This is a genomic window from Shewanella sp. UCD-KL21 (assembly GCF_001957135.1).
In the GTDB taxonomy this organism is placed as follows: Bacteria; Pseudomonadota; Gammaproteobacteria; order Enterobacterales; family Shewanellaceae; genus Shewanella.
The window spans coordinates 133,761-150,630 of the sequence record NZ_MPHK01000006.1 but is presented as its reverse complement, the minus strand read 5'-3'; the positions used below and the strand labels follow the sequence as shown (position 1 = coordinate 150,630).

The following is a 16,870-nucleotide window of genomic DNA, read 5'->3' as shown; positions in this document are numbered from 1 at the left end:
CTAAGGGGTAAGTCGATGTTTTATGGCAATGACCAGCAGTGATAAAAATGTGGTTTTTTGGAGCTGATGAGGCGATTGTGACTATTAAGTTAACTGAGTAAGATAGCTATTCGCTTAGGCTAATAAAAGTGAATAACTATGTAATATTTATAATGTGCTTCTTATCGAAACCTTAGCCTTTGTTTGAATAAATAGTCTTTGTTTGAATAAATTTTTATCACTCTTACAAATACTTGTATGTATATTTTCACTTATATCCTAGACTGTATTATTGAGAGCTTAGCGCTCAGTTTCAGCACTATTTCATCATCAGTAAGAGAGTTAATGCCATGTCCGCAGCGGAAAAATCATCTCGTAAGTTAAGTTTTTATATTATCGGCGTGATCCTGTTTGTGTGGTTGTATAGCCTATGGGCCGATAGAGTCACCCCTATGACAGGCGATGCGAGAGTCCATTCGTATTTGGTGAGAGTTGCCAGCCAAGTGGCTGGTAATATCGTTGATGTTAATGTCAAAAATAACCAAGTGGTAGAAGCGGGTGAGGTGCTGTTTAAAATCGACCCACGCAACTATCAAATTGCCTTACAGTCAGCCCAAGCTAACCTTGCTATCACAGGGCAAAGTATTGGCGCCAATACTGCAGCAGTTGAAGTTGCTCAAGCGAATGTGATTGATGCGTTAGCAGCTCGCAATAACGCCAAAGAGCAAGCGGTAAGGATCACCGAGTTAGCAGCGCAGGGGGTATTAAGCCAATCTGATTTAGACAATGCAATTGAGTCTCGAGATCGAACCCAAGCCAGTTATAACGCCGCAGAAGCCTCATTAGTACAAGCCAAACAAAATTTAGGCCCACAGGGTGAAAATAACCCGCAGTTATTGGCGGCCATGGCCAACCTTGAGCAAGCGCAGCTAGACTTACAGCGCACCGAAGTGATTGCGCCTTCACAAGGTGTCGTGACCAATTTACAACTTACCCTAGGGCAAAAAGCCACAGTGGGTTCGCCGATGCTGACCTTTATCGACCCTCGCGGCATTTGGATTTCTGCACTGGTTAGAGAAAACTCCCTAGAGCATATTCGTGAGGGGCAACGAGTTGAAATTGTGCTCGATGCACTGCCAGGTCGGGTGTTGAATGGCAAAGTCGATAGCATAGGTTGGGGCACGGGTGGCAGTAATAATATTGACCAAGCAACAGGTTTTTTAACCGCAGATACCACTTCGTTAAATGCCCAGCGTTACCCGGTTAACATCGTTTTTGAAAACGATGATATACCGCAAAATATTCGTTATGGCTCCCAAGCCACGGTGGCCTTTTTTACTGAGCAAAGCCGTTTTGGCGAATGGTTAGCTAAAATTTGGATCCGAGTGGTGAGCGTGTGGACCTATGTTTCGTAATGCGGTGAATCCGATAATCAGGCTGGTATTTTTTCCGGTCTTTTTGCTGTTTTATTTACAGTACTCTGGGGCGGCCATGCCCATTTTAGCGCCGATGTTTGTGGTGATATTTTTAACCATCATGCCATCAAAACCGCCTATGAGTATGTTACTTAAACTGCTTATCATATTATTCTTTCTTAGCTTTATATTGGTGTTTCTGGCTGGGGTGTTAAAAGACACTCCCACAGGTTATGCGCTATTTTGCTGGGGATTATTTTATTGTTGCTTTTACCGCAGTCATCACGATCCTAAAGATATGGTTGCCACCTTAGCCTTGATGGTGGTGATTATCATGACAGTGATGAACTTCCAAATGGGCGCGCCAGTGGACGTGTTACCTTGGCTGATGTTCAAAGCCTTTCTAATTGCAATCGTTATCACCTACATGAGTTTTTTATTATTCCCCGGTGATGAGCAAGATATTTTAATGGATGAAACCGTTAAAGAGGGGGCGCAAACTAACATTGGGCTTATCATGTTTAAAGCCACCGCCATGTGTATTACGCTGCTGGTACTTATCAGTATTGGCAGTACGCAAACCATGCTGATTGCCATCACCATTGGCAGTTTGATTAAAATTCCTATTGCGAATGATCATCGTATTTATAGCCAGAATAAAATTGTCACCACCGCCACTGGCATCTTATTTACCTTACCTGTAATGCTACTGTTTGCCTTTGGGGTTTCAACTTGGATGTTAATTGGGGTGACGTTATTTTGCGGGCTGCAGTTAGCTTGCTTTGGCATTCGTCGACAATGCCGCTTTAGTATTTACCAGTTATTGTTTACTAATTTTATCGTACTAACGTATCAAATCATTAAGCACCAAGCGACTGATTCACTGTCGTCTGAATTTACCCGTTTAATCTCCATTGTTATCGCCATTCTGGTTGGGGTACTGATTTTGAATTTAAGCAAGCACTCGGCGGTGCCTTTAGTAAAAGAAGATAAATAGCTTAATCAGCTCTTAATACGTTAATGGAATTGAATTTTGAACGCTAAAACAAAAAATCCCTGTGACTTTTGGCATTAGTTGCCATCACAGGGATTTTTAATTCAGGTTTAGGCTAAAAATTAACTTTTACCTTGCTCACGGGCAATCGCGCGGTAGGCAATATCAGTACGGAAGTAGACATCATCCCAATGGATAGCATCAACCAGTTTATAAGCACTTGCTTGTGCTTCAGTCACTGTATTACCTAAGGCCGTAGCGCACAGTACACGGCCGCCACTTGTGACTACATGGCCGTCTTTCATTGCCGTGCCAGCGTGGAATACTTTGGCGTTGTTATCACCTAATGATAAACCTTCAATCACATCCGCTTTACGGTAAGCATCAGGGTAACCGCCTGCAGCGAGTACCACGCCAACGGCTGCGCGTGAATCAAATTCAGCGGTCACTTTATCTAACTCACCACGGGTGGCAGCTAAACAAAGTTCAACGATATCAGATTTTAAACGCATCATTATCGGCTGTGTTTCTGGGTCACCAAAGCGGCAGTTGTACTCAAGTACTTTTGCACTGCCATCTGGTGAAATCATTAAGCCAGCGTATAAGAAGCCGGTGTAAACATTGCCTTCAGCCGCCATACCATCAACGGTTGGACGGATAACATTAGCGATAGTCCAATCGTGAACAGCTTGTGTCACTACTGGTGCTGGTGAGTATGCACCCATGCCGCCAGTGTTAGGGCCGTAGTCGCCGTTATCACGTGCTTTATGGTCTTGGCTGGTGGCCATAGCAAGTATGTTCTTGCCATCGACCATGACGATGAAGCTTGCTTCTTCGCCAGTTAAGAATTCTTCGATAACAACCCGAGAACCTGCATCGCCAAACTTGTTACCTGCTAACATGTCTTCAATTGCTGCGTCTGCTTCAGCTTGGTCGGCGGCGATAATCACGCCTTTACCTGCGGCTAAACCGTCTGCTTTAATCACCACAGGGAAACCTGTGGTTGCTGTTAGCTCTGCGCTATACGCTTTAGCTGGCTCAATTTCAGTGAAGTTTGAGTAAGCTGCAGTTGGAATATTATGACGGGCTAAAAAGTCTTTGGTGAAGGCTTTTGAAGACTCAAGTTGCGCTGCGCCTTGAGTTGGGCCAAAGATAGGCAGACCGGCTTCATTAAAGGCATCGACTACACCTAATGCTAATGGCACTTCAGGGCCAACAATGGTAATTGCGATAGCGTTATCTTGAGCAAATTTTACTAACTCTGAAATGGCTTCAACATTAATTGCCACGTTTTCTAGTTTTGGCTCTAAAGACGTACCAGCGTTACCGGGTGCGACAAAAACTTTTTCAACTTGTGGTGATTGTGCTGCTTTCCAAGCTAGAGCATGTTCGCGTCCGCCGCCGCCAATTACAAGTACCTGCATTTTTTAATCCTCTTATAGCTGTGCCATGGTTTCAACTATGGTCTCAATTTCTGCTTCAAGTATGCTCACTTATACTTATAAGCTCCGCGTGCTTTCATTGAACTTGAAACAATGGCTGGCTCTAATATGTTAAAAACTAAAGTCAAAAACGCCACTTAAATTTAGAAAATAAGTGGCGTGAAATCTGATTAGTGACGGAAGTGACGCATGCCGGTAAACACCATCGCAATACCGTGTTCATCAGCCGCTGCGATGATTTCTTCATCACGGATTGAGCCGCCTGGCTGAATGATACAGCTGATACCAGTAGCAGCTGCAGCATCGATACCGTCACGGAATGGGAAGAAGGCATCTGATGCCATTACTGACCCTTCAACAACCAAACCTTCGTCTGCCGCTTTAATGCCTGCAACTTTTGCTGAGTAAACGCGGCTCATTTGGCCTGCGCCGACACCGATTGTCATGCCATCTTTAGCGTAAACAATCGCGTTAGATTTAACGAACTTAGCCACTTTCCAGCAGAACATTAAGTCAGTTAGCTGCTCGGCGGTTGGTTGCACTTTTGAAACCACTTTAACGTCTGCGACATCAACCATGCCTTGGTCGCGGTCTTGAACTAATAAACCGCCATTCACACGCTTGTAGTCTTGGGTGGTGGTTTTAGTGTTCCACTCGCCGCACTCTAATAAACGTACATTGGCTTTAGCTGCGACGATGTCGCGTGCTGCTGCACTAACTTTAGGGGCAATGATGACTTCAACAAATTGACGATCAACAATGGCTTTAGCTGTTTCAGCATCTAGCTCTTGGTTGAAAGCGATAATGCCGCCAAATGCAGAGGTTGGGTCAGTTTTAAATGCACGGTCGTATGCTTCTAATAAGCTGTCGCCTAATGCTACGCCACAAGGGTTAGCGTGTTTAACGATGACACAAGCTGGGCCTTCAAACTCTTTCACACACTCAAGTGCCGAATCAGTATCAGCGATGTTGTTGTATGACAGTGCTTTACCTTGCAATTGAATTGCGCTGGCAACAGACGCTTCATCAATGTGGCTATCAACATAGAAAGCCGCTTTTTGATGGCTGTTTTCGCCATAGCGTAAATCTTGTTTTTTCACTAACTGAGTGTTGAAGGTACGTGGGAATGAAGAATCGTCATGACATTCATCTTTACTGTGCGCAGGAACCATAGTGCCGAAGTAGTTTGCAATCATACCGTCGTAAGCGGCGGTGTGTTCGAAGGCGGCAATGGCTAAATCAAAACGTGTAGCTAAGGTTGTGCTGCCGTTGTTGGCTTGCATCTCTGCAATCACGCGATCGTAGTCACTTGCGTTAACAACAATAGTGGTGTCTTTATGGTTTTTAGCAGTAGAGCGCACCATGGTTGGGCCACCGATATCGATGTTTTCAACCGCGTCAGCTAGGGTGCAACCCTCTTGGGCAACAGTTGATGCAAATGGATAAAGGTTAACCGCAACTAAATCGATTGGTTTAATGGCGTTTTGCTCCATTACCACTTCATCAATACCGCGACGGGCTAAGATGCCGCCGTGCACTTTTGGATGCAAGGTTTTAACGCGACCGTCCATGATTTCAGGGTGACCAGTATAGTCAGATACTTCAGTGACAGGAATATTATTGTCAGCAAGAAGTTTGGCAGTGCCGCCAGTAGAAAGTAGTTCTACGCCTTGCTCGTGAAGTGCTTTAGCAAACTCAAGCATTCCAGTTTTATCAGATACACTTAGCAGTGCGCGACGAATAGGTCTGACAGTATTCATGTAGGTACAGTGTCCACTATTTATTTTAAGGAAGTTTGGCAAAACAGAGCAGACATCGACATGGCTCTGCTTTGCAAAATTCCCTTAATGTTTTTACTTGTTAGGGGGTTGCTGCCTATATACAGGGCGCGCGCATTTTATCGCAAAAGCACCATATAGGGTGTTTTTTCTGCGCGATTTCACAATATTGAAATAAGAACAAAGTCACTCACAAAATTTTATTCTATAAAAGCCTTGACCTTGGATTTAACTCTAAGGTTTATAGTAATACTTATACTCGTAATGATTATCTGGGTATTGCATCAGAATATTTATCCTACCAATGGTGAATTTATGTATCGAATAGGTGAAGTCGCGGCGCTGTTTAATGTTAAAGCGGATACCCTGCGGTTTTATGAAAAGCATGGTTTATTAGCGCCTTCTAGTCGCTCTGATTCGGGCTATCGACTTTATAATGACGACGACACTGCCAAGTTAGGGTTTATTATTCGCGCCAAAGCGGTGGGCTTTAGTTTGAATGACATTGCCGAGTTGTTATCCATTGAGTTAGATAAATCCAACTGGGCTTGTGCCGATGTAAAAGGGCTGGTGGACTCAAAGCTTAAGCAAGTACAAGACAAGATGGCAGAGCTTGCCTATTTTGCTAACTCATTGGGCAAGTTATCTGATGCCTGTTGTGGCGGCCCTGAAAGCGCTGAACATTGCTCGATTTTAGAAGCATTAGAGTCAACAGATAAAGAACTAAATCCAAAAGCTGAACAGCATCCTCATACAGCAAAGCAGCCTCAAGGTTAGGAGCACATTATGTTATTAAGCAATTTTTTAGAGTTATTTTTAGAATCCGCTCCGTGGCTATTATTAGGCTTAGTGTTGGCGGGGTTGTTGAAAGTGTTTGTGCCTATGGCGTGGATGCAAAAGCAGCTTGGCGGCCATGGGTTAAAAACCGTGGTTAAAGCAGCCGTGATTGGTGCACCATTACCTTTATGCTCATGCGGGGTTATTCCTGCCGCAGTAGGTTTACGTCGCTCTGGCGCATCAAAAGCTGCTACCACTTCATTTTTAGTGTCAACGCCTGAAACTGGGGTTGATTCGGTTACGGTATCTTATGTGTTGTTAGGGCCTTTTATGGCCATTGTGCGTCCGATAGCGGCGATCACCAGTGCCATTGTGGCGGGTTTATTAGTCGGTCGTGATGATGACGATGGCAAAGTCGTCAGTGGCGCTAAAAATGATGTTTCTGCTCATATAGAAACTAATAGCGCAACTAAAACAGTGATGACCATGAAGCCTGCTGCTAGTGCATCAATGATGCAGCCAATGAGTGCCGCTGTTGCCAAACCTATATCGGAATTACCTGCAGTTAAGGTTAGTGCTTGTTGCTCAAGTAAAGCTGAGCCTGTTAAGGCTGAGACGTCGAGTTGCTGTGCCAGTAAATCTGAAGCGGTAAAGGAAGAAGCTACACGTTGCTGTTCAAGCAAGTCAGAGGCTACTAAAGAAGATAAAAGTGGATGTTGTTCAAGTGAGACAACGTCTGCTGCCAGTGAAGAAAGCTGCTGTGCATCAACTCAGGACATGGCGACAGAGCTTAAACAAGAAACTATTCTGTCTCGTATCTTCACTGGACTTAAGTATGCCGCAACCGATTTAGTGCGAGATACGACGTTGTGGTTATTAGTCGGATTATTCTTTGCTGCATTAGTGCAAACTTATGTGCCGACAGACTTTTTGGCTAAGTGGGGCGATGGCATTCTCGCTATGCTAGTCATGGTGTTAATTTCAGTGCCTATGTATATCTGCGCCACCGCATCAACACCGATTGCGGCAGGCTTATTATTAGCAGGGGTATCACCGGGTGCGGTATTAGTATTCATGATGGCAGGGCCTGCGACTAATATCGCCACATTAGGGGTGGTGACTAAAGAGCTAGGAAAGCGCGCCTTGTTTGGCTACTTAGGTGGCGTATTAGGTGTCGCATTAGTTGCGGGCGTATTGGTGAACTACCTTGTGGCTGAATTTGGCTTTGTAGTGATGCCGCAAATTGGTGAGCATCATGAACTATTACCCCAGTGGTTAGTCGTAAGTTCAGGTATTGTGTTAGCAATTTTAATGGCCAAAGTCATGTGGGATAAGTTACCTAAAATGAACACCAAAAGAGATTGTTGTTCATAAGCTTATGATTGCTCACTTATACAACCATAAAGGCCCTTATAGGGTCTTTTTTATGCTTCTAAGTCATTTGGTTATCAATAGTAGGCTTATCTAAACTACTGATACATGCTGCAACTTTGTTTGTTGTTTTTTATCTTCTAAGTTAGCGTTCAGGTTTGAATTGTTAGTATAAGTAAACGCTTAATAAGATCGGGTTCAAACTTTCACTTTAAATAATATCGTTATTGTTAAGTTACTGTTTATTCGTGAGCTTAATCACTCATTCCTGCATGGTATCTACTTAGTATGCGCTCCGTACCCATTAAGTGGTACTAACAATCGGAGTGATGATGAAACATTTAACGAAACGCAAATTAGCATTCGTTATCGCAGCTGCAATGGGGATTGCTGGTTGTGCTGACGATGGGAAAGATGGCGCACCTGGCGAACCAGGTCCAGGACCAAATCCACCAGTTGTAGAATCTTCAACAATCACTAATGTTGAAATATTTAGCCACACTTTAGAAGAAGGTATGGTTAAATTTGATTTTGAAATTACCGATGAAGAAGGTGTGTTAATTTCAGGTCTTGAAAAAGCAAGTGTTGAGTTTGCAGAATTGACCGATAAAGGTATTGCCCGCAGCCGTGACGGTGTTTACGGTGGTAACGCAAGTGAAGCAACTGAAAGTGCAAGTTTAACTGAGATTGCTGACGGACAGTACGAGTTCGTTGCGCCGATTGAAAATATCAATGCAGCTTCTGAAGGTATTATTCGTTTAGCTGTCGGTGGCGGTGAAAACATTGCTAAGTCTAGCTACATTGTTGTTGATAAGACTGCAGGGATTCACACAACTAGTACTGCAGCATGTTATGAGTGCCACGTAGATTACGCTGAGTTTGGTACTAAGCATCCTCACTATACTGCGATCAACACAGATGGCGAAGCTGACTTCCTTGGCGGCTGTATGACGTGTCATGGAAACGTGACTAAAGATGATGGCGGATATGCTACTAACACCATGCAAAAGATTGGTCACATCAATCACATGAACTTCGAAAAAGGTTTCGAAGGTAGTAACTGTTACACCTGTCACGCAGAACCTGTGACAATGACTTATTCAGAAACGACTTGTGTTGATTGCCATGAAGCTGCTGGCATGAATGAATATGTAGACATGAATGCATTCGCTGCAGGAACTGACTTCCGTCGTTTACACACTAAATTCCCTACACAAGTTGAAGTGAATGAAGTGCATTACTCAGTAATGTCTGAAGTTGTTGCAACTGAAGACGGCTTATCTTCTTGTTCAACTTACTCACTTTTCAACACTGAAGATGAAGTTGAAACTCTGCTAAACACTGCTGAAATGGAATCTGCTGGTGATATTTCTGTCACTATCACATACCAACGGTTAATCAGCAACGTTGTTGATACTGTTTCTGGTACAACGTCAGTTATTGATAATGAAGACGGTAGCCGTGAGTACTGTTTAGAATATGTTGCACCTGAAGGTGAAGCTTTATCAATGCTAGCTAGAACGACATTCCAAACGAATGAAGATGATAAAGTCATTCTGGCGGCACTATCTGAAAAGGGCCGTCGTCTAAACGTGACACAAGAAAGCTGTACTACTTGTCATAACGTAGCTGGTGAGTACCACAGAACGGCTGGTTTTGCTGATGGTGGCGCAAGTTGTCTATCATGTCACTACGCTGGTAAAGATCGCAAAAGTGCTTATTCTGGCCCAGGTTTTGGTCCAATGATCCACAGTATGCACTGGGGTAATGGAAGTGGTGCGGGTACTGAAGATGCAAACTCTGCAGGTAAATTACCTGATAGTGGTTGCGTAGCTTGTCATGACGGTGTCATTGATCTATATGAAGTGCCAGCTCAGTTTATGCCATCTAAATCAATGAACAACAACGTATCTGGTGTTTATACGAGCCAAATTACTGCTAATTGTGCCGGTTGTCATACAACAGAAATTGCCCGTAGCCACATGGAAAATAATGGTGGTGAAATCAATAAGCCTGAAGCCGAGTTTGGTGGCGATGAATGGTTCTTAGCACCAACTAAAGAATCTTGTGCAACTTGTCACGCTGAAGGTAAGTCATTCGGTATCGAGAAGTTCCATAAATTCGAACGTTAATACTGAAAGTATTTATGATTGTTAGGAATTTTTATCCCTGCTAGGAGAGAGTTCCTAAAACAGACATGCTTGTTAAAGCCGCTATGGATATAGCGGCTTTTTTATGGGCAAAAAATAGTATTTGAATAATGAGTAAATTTGCTGAGTTAGCGAGCTATTGCCATTTATAGAGGGCTTAGCCGAAAAATCATCTTAAATCGCTATTTATATAAGCTAAATAGTCGAATTGGGTCGTTATATTGAAAGAAAACAATCAGTACTTTTACATTTGTGATAGCAATTAAAGGGCATGTAGCGATACAATTTGATTTAAATGTTAATTAAAATAACTACATAATCGATTGTTAAATAAGGTGGCTATTATATAAGTAATTGTTTATTAAGATCTGGATCAAATTATTGATATAAAGAGTTCTTTTCAAATTTGTTGCGTTATTGTGTGTGACGGTTGTCACTCTTCGATTTTATATAAAAGATTATATTTAAGATCGGTTTATACCTAAAAAGTAGTAAAAACTACTAGGAGTGATGATGAAACACTTAACAAAACGTAAATTAGCCTTCGTTATTGCAGCAGCAATGGGGATTGCAGGTTGTGCTGATGATGGAAAAGACGGACAAGATGGCGCACCAGGTGAACCAGGTCCAGGTCCTAATCCACCAGTAACAGAAGTCAGTGAAGTAACCAATGTTACTATGATTGATCATTCATTTGATGAAGGTCAAATTCGCTATGAATTTGAAGTAACAAATGAAGATGGTGTTTTAGTTAATGGTTTAGCCAAAGCAGAAGCTAAATTTGCTGAAAAAACGGAACGCGGCGTGATAATGAACCGTGACGGTGCTATCGGTGGCTACACTGATACAACGAAAGAAGGTGCAGTATTAAATTCTCTTGGTGATGGTCATTACGAGTTTATCGCGCCTATTCCTGCTGCAACTACGGCCTCTGAAGGTATCTTGTGGTTACGTGTTGGCGGTGATAGTTCTACTCAAATTGCACGTTCACAACCAATGGTTGTTGCTAAAGCTGATATGGTTCACACTGCAACGACTGAAACGTGTCAGTCTTGTCACGTAGACTATGCAGCATCTCACCTTAAGCACCCTAGCTATGCAGCAATCAATGTTGATGGTGAAGCAGATTTAGTTGCCGGTTGTATGGTGTGTCATAACAACGTATCTCGTGCTGAAGAAAACGGCGGGTATGCGACTAATACATTCCAAAAAATTGGTCATATAAATCACCAAAAATTTGAAAAAGATTTCACCCCAACTAACTGTTATACCTGTCATGCTGAACCTGTGATGAACACAAGCCTTGAGGGTAATGGTTGTAGTGATTGTCACACAACGGGTAGCGAGGCTATGGCTGCGGTATTCGCTGATGGATTCGATGCTCGCGAATTCCATGTTCAATCAGATAAAATTCAAATTGCTGAGCGTCAAGATGTTCGTGCTATGCACAGAACAGAAACCAGTCCGATCTACTGGGATGCTGATGTTGAATTAGAATGGACTGAAAGTGATGTTGTTTACACTCAAACAGGTGGTGTTTGTACTGATTTAAGCTTATTTGACATATCGGGTGAAACTGATGTTCAGCTAAATATTGGCGATTTGTATGGTAATACTTTGACTTATGCTGGTGCATATATCCATGGTTACGATAGTGCAAACAAAACTATCACTGGCCGTGCAATTGGTCGAGGTACTGAGACTTATGTAGAAAGAGAGTCAGGGACTCGTTCAATATGTTTCCCTGAACTGCTTGAGTTTGAAGGTTCTGATACAACAGACTTTAAGTCAGGTAACTTCATGGCAAGTACTCGTACTACATTTGGTATGGGTCTAGATGACGGTGGTTACGAAGGTGTATCTATAACAACTTACTCTGAAGTTGTTTCAACTGACTACTACGACATTGACCTAACAACAACAGCGCCTACATTTGCTACAGAAGGTGAGTTTAATCGCCGTCATGCAGTCACTGTAGATAGCTGTACAACTTGTCATAACAGTGAAACCAACTTCCACAAAAATGGTAGCTATCAAGAAGGCGGTCTAGATTGTGTCGCTTGTCATAACAACGGTCAAAACCGTAGTTCTGGCAACTCAGCTCCAGGCTTTGGTCCAATGGTTCATAGCATGCATTGGGGCGTTGGTAGTGATATAGGTGGCGAAGATGCTAACTCAGCAACGAAGCTTAATGCTGATAACTGTGTGTCTTGTCATGCTGATGGTGTTAGCCTAGCTGATATTCCAAACCAGTACTTACTTGCTCGTTCATTACATGATGGAGCACGCGGTAAAATGGCTAGCCCAATCATGGCAAACTGTTTTGCGTGTCACAACGATGATTCAGCTAAAAACCACATGGAACAAAATGGCGGCGAAATTGACGCACTAGTTGATCCACTTTGGTATGAGACTAAATCAGCAGAATCTTGTGCAACTTGTCATGATACTGGTAAAACATTCGGTATCGAGAAGTTCCATAACTTCGAACGTTAATCATTCTTTATCGGCATAATAGCCCTGCAAGGTTATGTTGATAACAATGACTTAATATTGAGATGTTAGAAACAAAAGAGCCACTATTTAATAGTGGCTCTTTTTTACGTTTGTGTTGCAAAATTAGTGCAATTTAATGAAGTTAATAAGTCAGTTAAAAGACCGCTTAAATATTACTTACTGAAAATAATATTCAACTTTTCCGCTAAACGAATACCTGCTTGCTGCATTCTTAGCTCCACAGTTGGGGTGTGATCAAAAATATATTGGAATCGTAAATCAGGCTGATCATCACGATTTTTTTCTAACTCATACGCTGCATCACGCAAGGCTTTAGATTCATTCGCCCACACATAATAGTTTTGACCTTGCCAGTCGCTGATATCTTTTGCTGAAATACGACTAATAAATTGAGTGTATTCGGTATAGCTTAACTTTTGATGCTCAATCAGCTTGCTATCCCACACTGAATGCAAATTAGTGTCGTCGCCAAACCACTTCAATTTTACTGAATTACCGCCGCGATCATGACTGTGGCCGACATGTAATGGCTGATGAATATCGCCCACGAAATGCACATAAAAAGCCAATGCCTGCCATTTATCTTGCTCTGAAGAGCTAGAGTCTTTCAGAACTTGTTCATACTTTTCAAGACGTTCAATTATATCGCCATCTGGGTTTCTGGTGACGCTATCCCAAGTTTTACCATCGTCAATTGACACATAATGCCAAGGCGATGAGTGATACCAATTGGGGTCTGAACGGATCTCATCTGCCCAAGTCGACATCTGGGCCAGTGACTCACCTTTGGTAAGTTGATTAATTTGCTTTTGAGCGGTTTCAGATAAATTATTTTGGGCAATTTCACCAATAATGCGGTGACCTAATTGGCCAAATGCTTGTGCTTGCTGGCTGGCAAAAGCAGATAAAGCCAGTGTGGCACTCATTAACAATACAGCAGGTTTCATTATTATTATTCCATTGGTATTTAAGTAGCTTGGACCTAGTAAACCACTTAAATGGGGTTAAACAGCGAATGATGAAGTAATTTTTCAATTAACTCTTGAGGCTAAAAAAGACAATTTTGAGACCCTTGTTTGCCTTTTGTTGAGCGTGTTGCGCAAGGTTGACGGCGGTAGTTTAAGTTTTGTTATTAAATAGTTCAAGAATGACATGATTTTGAAACAAATTGGTTATAAACTAGCGCCTGAAGTTTTTACTCTACGAACTTCTTTATAAAGCTAGATTAACTAGTACATAAATAAATATAAAAATATTTCAGGGGTCTGAAAATGTTAAACAATAAAATCAGTCGCTTAGCGCTAGCGACATGCTTTGCTATGGGCGTTGCTTTACCAGCAATGGCTGCCGATACAGCATCCGATATCCGTGGACAAATTACAGGTCCAGCGGGTAATGGTGTTAAAGATGCAACAATCACTATTATTCATGAGCCAACTGGCACAGTTACCGAAGTACCTGTTACAGCTGAAGGACAGTTTACTGCCCGCGGTCTTCGTGTTGGTGGTCCATACATTATCAAAATTGATTCAGATGAATTTGCTGATTTAGTGGAAGATGATGTTTACTTATTACTAGGTGAAACTTTCCGTTTTAACCGTTCATTAAAAACAGCTGAAGAAATGGAACGCATCGGTGTTGTTGGTGCTGCTACCTATTTCAGAACTGCTGGTGCAAATAGTGATTTCGGCGCTAAAGAAATTGCCAGTGCTCCTGGTGTTAGCCGCGACTTAAAAGATGTATTGCGTCAAAACCCTATGGCTGTTGTCGGTACTGACGGTATCTCAATGAGTGTTGCGGGCATGAACCCACGCTTTAATACCTTTGTTGTTGACGGTATTTCACAAAACGATGATTTCGGCCTTAACTCAAATGGTTACCCGACTCAACGCTCTCCTATCTCAATTGATGCAGTAGAAAGTGTGGCATTGAATGTATCTCCTTATACTGCCCGTAATGGCGGTTTCACTGGTGCACAAATTAATGCGGTAACTAAATCAGGCACCAACGAACTTTCAGGTTCTGTTTTTTGGGAAACAACCAATGACAGCATGGCGGGTAAAACGCAGCCAGATTTCGAAGGCAATCGTGAAGATCAAGACTTCGAAGAAACAACATTTGGTGGTACCGTTGGTTTTCCAATGATTAAAGATAAGTTGTTTTTCTTTGGTTCTTACGAAAACTATGATTCACCAAAGTCTGCTGAGTATGGTCCTTTAGGTGCTGGTTTTGTAAAAAATACCAATATCACTTTAGAAGAGTTAACTAAAGTGCAAGATATTGCATCATCAGTTTACGGCTTAGATAATATCGGTTCATACAGCACTAGCCCTCAGGAAGAAGATCAGAAAATTCTAGCCAAAATTGACTGGAATATTAATGATATGCACCGTGCTAGTTTTACTTATCAAAATACCATTGGTAACTTGACACGAAACCTGTCAGAGAAAGCTACTGAATTAAACTTATCAAGTACTTGGTATAACAAAGAAGAAAAGCTTGAGACGTATGCTGCCAATCTTTACAGTGATTGGACAGATGACTTCAGCACTGAAATAAAAGTTGCCTATAAAGACACTACTACAAGTTCAAATACCATTGATGATTTAGGGATTGGTCAAGTCACTATTCAATCATACGATCAGTCAGGAAATGACATTGTTTTTGGTACTGATAAATCTCGTCAAGCCAACCAGTTAGATAACCAAAATTTAGAAATTCGTTTTGTGGGTGATTACTATTTAGGTGATCATGAAATTGGCTTCGGTGTGCAGTATAACAATGTCGAAGTCTTTAACTTGTTCGCACAAAATGTCATAGGTAACTGGTCATTTAACAGCATTGAAGATTTTGAAAATGGTGTTGTTGATCAATTCTTTTATGGTAATGCAGAATCGGGTAATCCAAATGATGTCGGCGCTAGCTTTAACATGGATACCGTAGCCTTATTTGTTGAAGACTCATGGGATATCACCGCTGATTTAGAGCTGACCTATGGTATGCGCTACGAAACCATTAGCATGTCAGACTCTCCTTCATTAAATGATAACTTTGTTTCACGCTATGGTTTTGCTAATAACAATACATTAGATGGTAAAGATATCTGGTTACCACGTGTTGGATTAACTTATATCCTATCTGATGATGTGACATTACGTGGTGGTGTCGGTCGTTACAGCGGCGGCTCACCAACAGTTTGGATGTCAAACAGCTTCTCAAATGATGGTAACAGCTTATTAAGTTATAATGATGGCTGGAATGATGCGTGGGGCACGCCTGACTTTGGTAATGTACCTAATGAAGCACAAGATGCATTGGTTGGTGGCGATGGTAATACTAACTCGTTAGATCCTAATTTCGAACTACCTTCAGACTGGCGTGCAAGCATTGGATTTGACAGTACTTGGGACTTCGGTGCACTAGGTCAAGACTGGTTCTTTGGTGGTGAATTCTTATATGTCCAAAAAGAAAATGATGTTGCTTGGGTTGATTTAGCCCGCCGTGAAGTTAAGACTGATGGCACGGGTCGTGTGGTATATGAAACTTGGGATCCATTAGCAAATGATGGTGCCGGTGGTAATACTAACCGTTATGACTTAATGCTAACTAATGCAGAAGAAGATGGTACCAGTAAAACCCTAAGCTTAAGCTTAGCTAAAAACTGGGATATGGGTCTGAGTATGCGTGCAGGTTATGCATTTAACTCTGTAGAAGAAGGTAACCAAGGTTCTTCTTCAACAGCGACATCTAACTACCAATATACTCCAGTTCAATACGATCGTAATGGTACTTCAATGGGTACAGGTTATTATGAAACGCCGCATCGTTTCACCTTTAGCCTAGGTTACGATGTTGAGTTTGTAGCAGGTTATAACTCTAGCTTTAACATGTTCTATGAAGCGCGTGAAGGCAACCCGATTACTTGGACACTAGGTTCATATAAAGATGGTAACTTAGGTGACCAATCAAGCTTTGCGAATTCTTCTTATTACTTACCATATATTCCTACAGGTGCTGATGACCCGAATGTTGAATATGCTTATGGTTTAACGTATGAGGAGTTTAAAGAAGCAACTGATGCTATTGGTTTGAGTAAGTATGCTGGTGGTATTGCACCTAAAGGCACGGATAACCAACCTTGGGTTCATCAATTAGATTTCCGTTTCACTCAAGAGCTACCTGGTTTCACTGAGAAACATAAAGGTATTTTATACTTTGACGTGAAAAACGTACTTAACCTAGTAAATGATGATTGGGGCGTGGTTGAATACCAAAGCTTTAACAGTAAAAAATTAGTTGATCATAACTATGATGCAGATACTGGTGTTTACACTTATTCAGTGCCGTATGGCCAAGATGGTATTGAAACTGAAAATTATGACAACTATGACATCAAGCAATCAGCTTGGCAGTTAAAAGTTGGTGTTAAATACAAGTTCTAAATTGA

At 41.9% G+C, this 16,870-nt stretch carries 10 protein-coding genes; 7 read left to right on the top strand and 3 right to left on the bottom strand.

Annotation, left to right across the window (positions count from 1 at the left end; genetic code table 11):
* Nucleotides 1–329 precede the first annotated feature (329 nt).
* On the top strand, nt 330–1,394 hold the full coding sequence (locus BM739_RS07700; protein ID WP_076539278.1) for an HlyD family secretion protein: 1,065 nt from the start codon (nt 330–332) through the stop codon (nt 1,392–1,394).
* Nucleotides 1,384–2,391, top strand: a complete 1,008-nt coding sequence (locus BM739_RS07695; RefSeq protein ID WP_076539277.1) for a DUF2955 domain-containing protein — start codon at nt 1,384–1,386, stop codon at nt 2,389–2,391. The genes BM739_RS07700 and BM739_RS07695 overlap by 11 nt, the downstream gene beginning before the upstream one ends.
* 119 nt (nt 2,392–2,510) lie before the next feature.
* Here the strand turns inward: BM739_RS07695 and purD are convergent, their stop codons facing one another.
* Together purD and purH are read right to left on the bottom strand one after the other, a co-directional pair.
* A complete protein-coding gene (gene purD / locus BM739_RS07690; RefSeq protein WP_076539276.1) occupies nt 2,511–3,812 on the bottom strand; it encodes a phosphoribosylamine--glycine ligase in 1,302 nt (433 codons plus the stop codon).
* Between the two features lie 188 nt (nt 3,813–4,000).
* The gene (purH, locus tag BM739_RS07685; RefSeq protein ID WP_076539275.1) at nt 4,001–5,590 is read right to left on the bottom strand and encodes a bifunctional phosphoribosylaminoimidazolecarboxamide formyltransferase/IMP cyclohydrolase; all 1,590 of its coding nucleotides are present in this window, start codon (nt 5,588–5,590) and stop codon (nt 4,001–4,003) included.
* Nucleotides 5,591–5,923: 333 nt separating this feature from the next.
* Between purH and zntR the strand changes: the two genes are divergently transcribed.
* The 4 genes from zntR to BM739_RS07665 all read left to right on the top strand — a co-directional run bounded on the left by zntR (nt 5,924) and on the right by BM739_RS07665 (nt 12,402).
* Nucleotides 5,924–6,385, top strand: coding sequence for a Zn(2+)-responsive transcriptional regulator (zntR, locus tag BM739_RS07680; RefSeq protein WP_076539439.1), 462 nt, complete (start codon nt 5,924–5,926; stop codon nt 6,383–6,385).
* 9 nt (nt 6,386–6,394) lie between these two features.
* Nucleotides 6,395–7,759: an SO_0444 family Cu/Zn efflux transporter gene (locus tag BM739_RS07675; RefSeq protein ID WP_076539274.1), complete on the top strand. Its 1,365-nt coding sequence runs from the start codon at nt 6,395–6,397 to the stop codon at nt 7,757–7,759.
* Nucleotides 7,760–8,088: 329 nt separating this feature from the next.
* Nucleotides 8,089–9,888 (top strand): cytochrome c3 family protein, encoded by a 1,800-nt coding sequence (locus BM739_RS07670; RefSeq protein WP_076539273.1) that lies wholly within the window; start codon nt 8,089–8,091, stop codon nt 9,886–9,888.
* A gap of 531 nt (nt 9,889–10,419) precedes the next feature.
* Entirely contained in the window at nt 10,420–12,402 is a 1,983-nt protein-coding gene (locus tag BM739_RS07665) for a cytochrome c3 family protein (protein WP_076539272.1), read from the top strand.
* A gap of 173 nt (nt 12,403–12,575) precedes the next feature.
* Here BM739_RS07665 and BM739_RS07660 read toward each other — a convergent pair whose 3' ends face one another.
* Nucleotides 12,576–13,370, bottom strand: a complete 795-nt coding sequence (locus BM739_RS07660; RefSeq protein WP_076539271.1) for a S1/P1 nuclease — start codon at nt 13,368–13,370, stop codon at nt 12,576–12,578.
* A 324-nt stretch (nt 13,371–13,694) separates the two neighbouring features.
* Between BM739_RS07660 and BM739_RS07655 the strand changes: the two genes are divergently transcribed.
* The gene (locus BM739_RS07655) at nt 13,695–16,865 is read left to right on the top strand and encodes a TonB-dependent receptor (protein ID WP_076539270.1); all 3,171 of its coding nucleotides are present in this window, start codon (nt 13,695–13,697) and stop codon (nt 16,863–16,865) included.
* Nucleotides 16,866–16,870 lie beyond the last annotated feature (5 nt).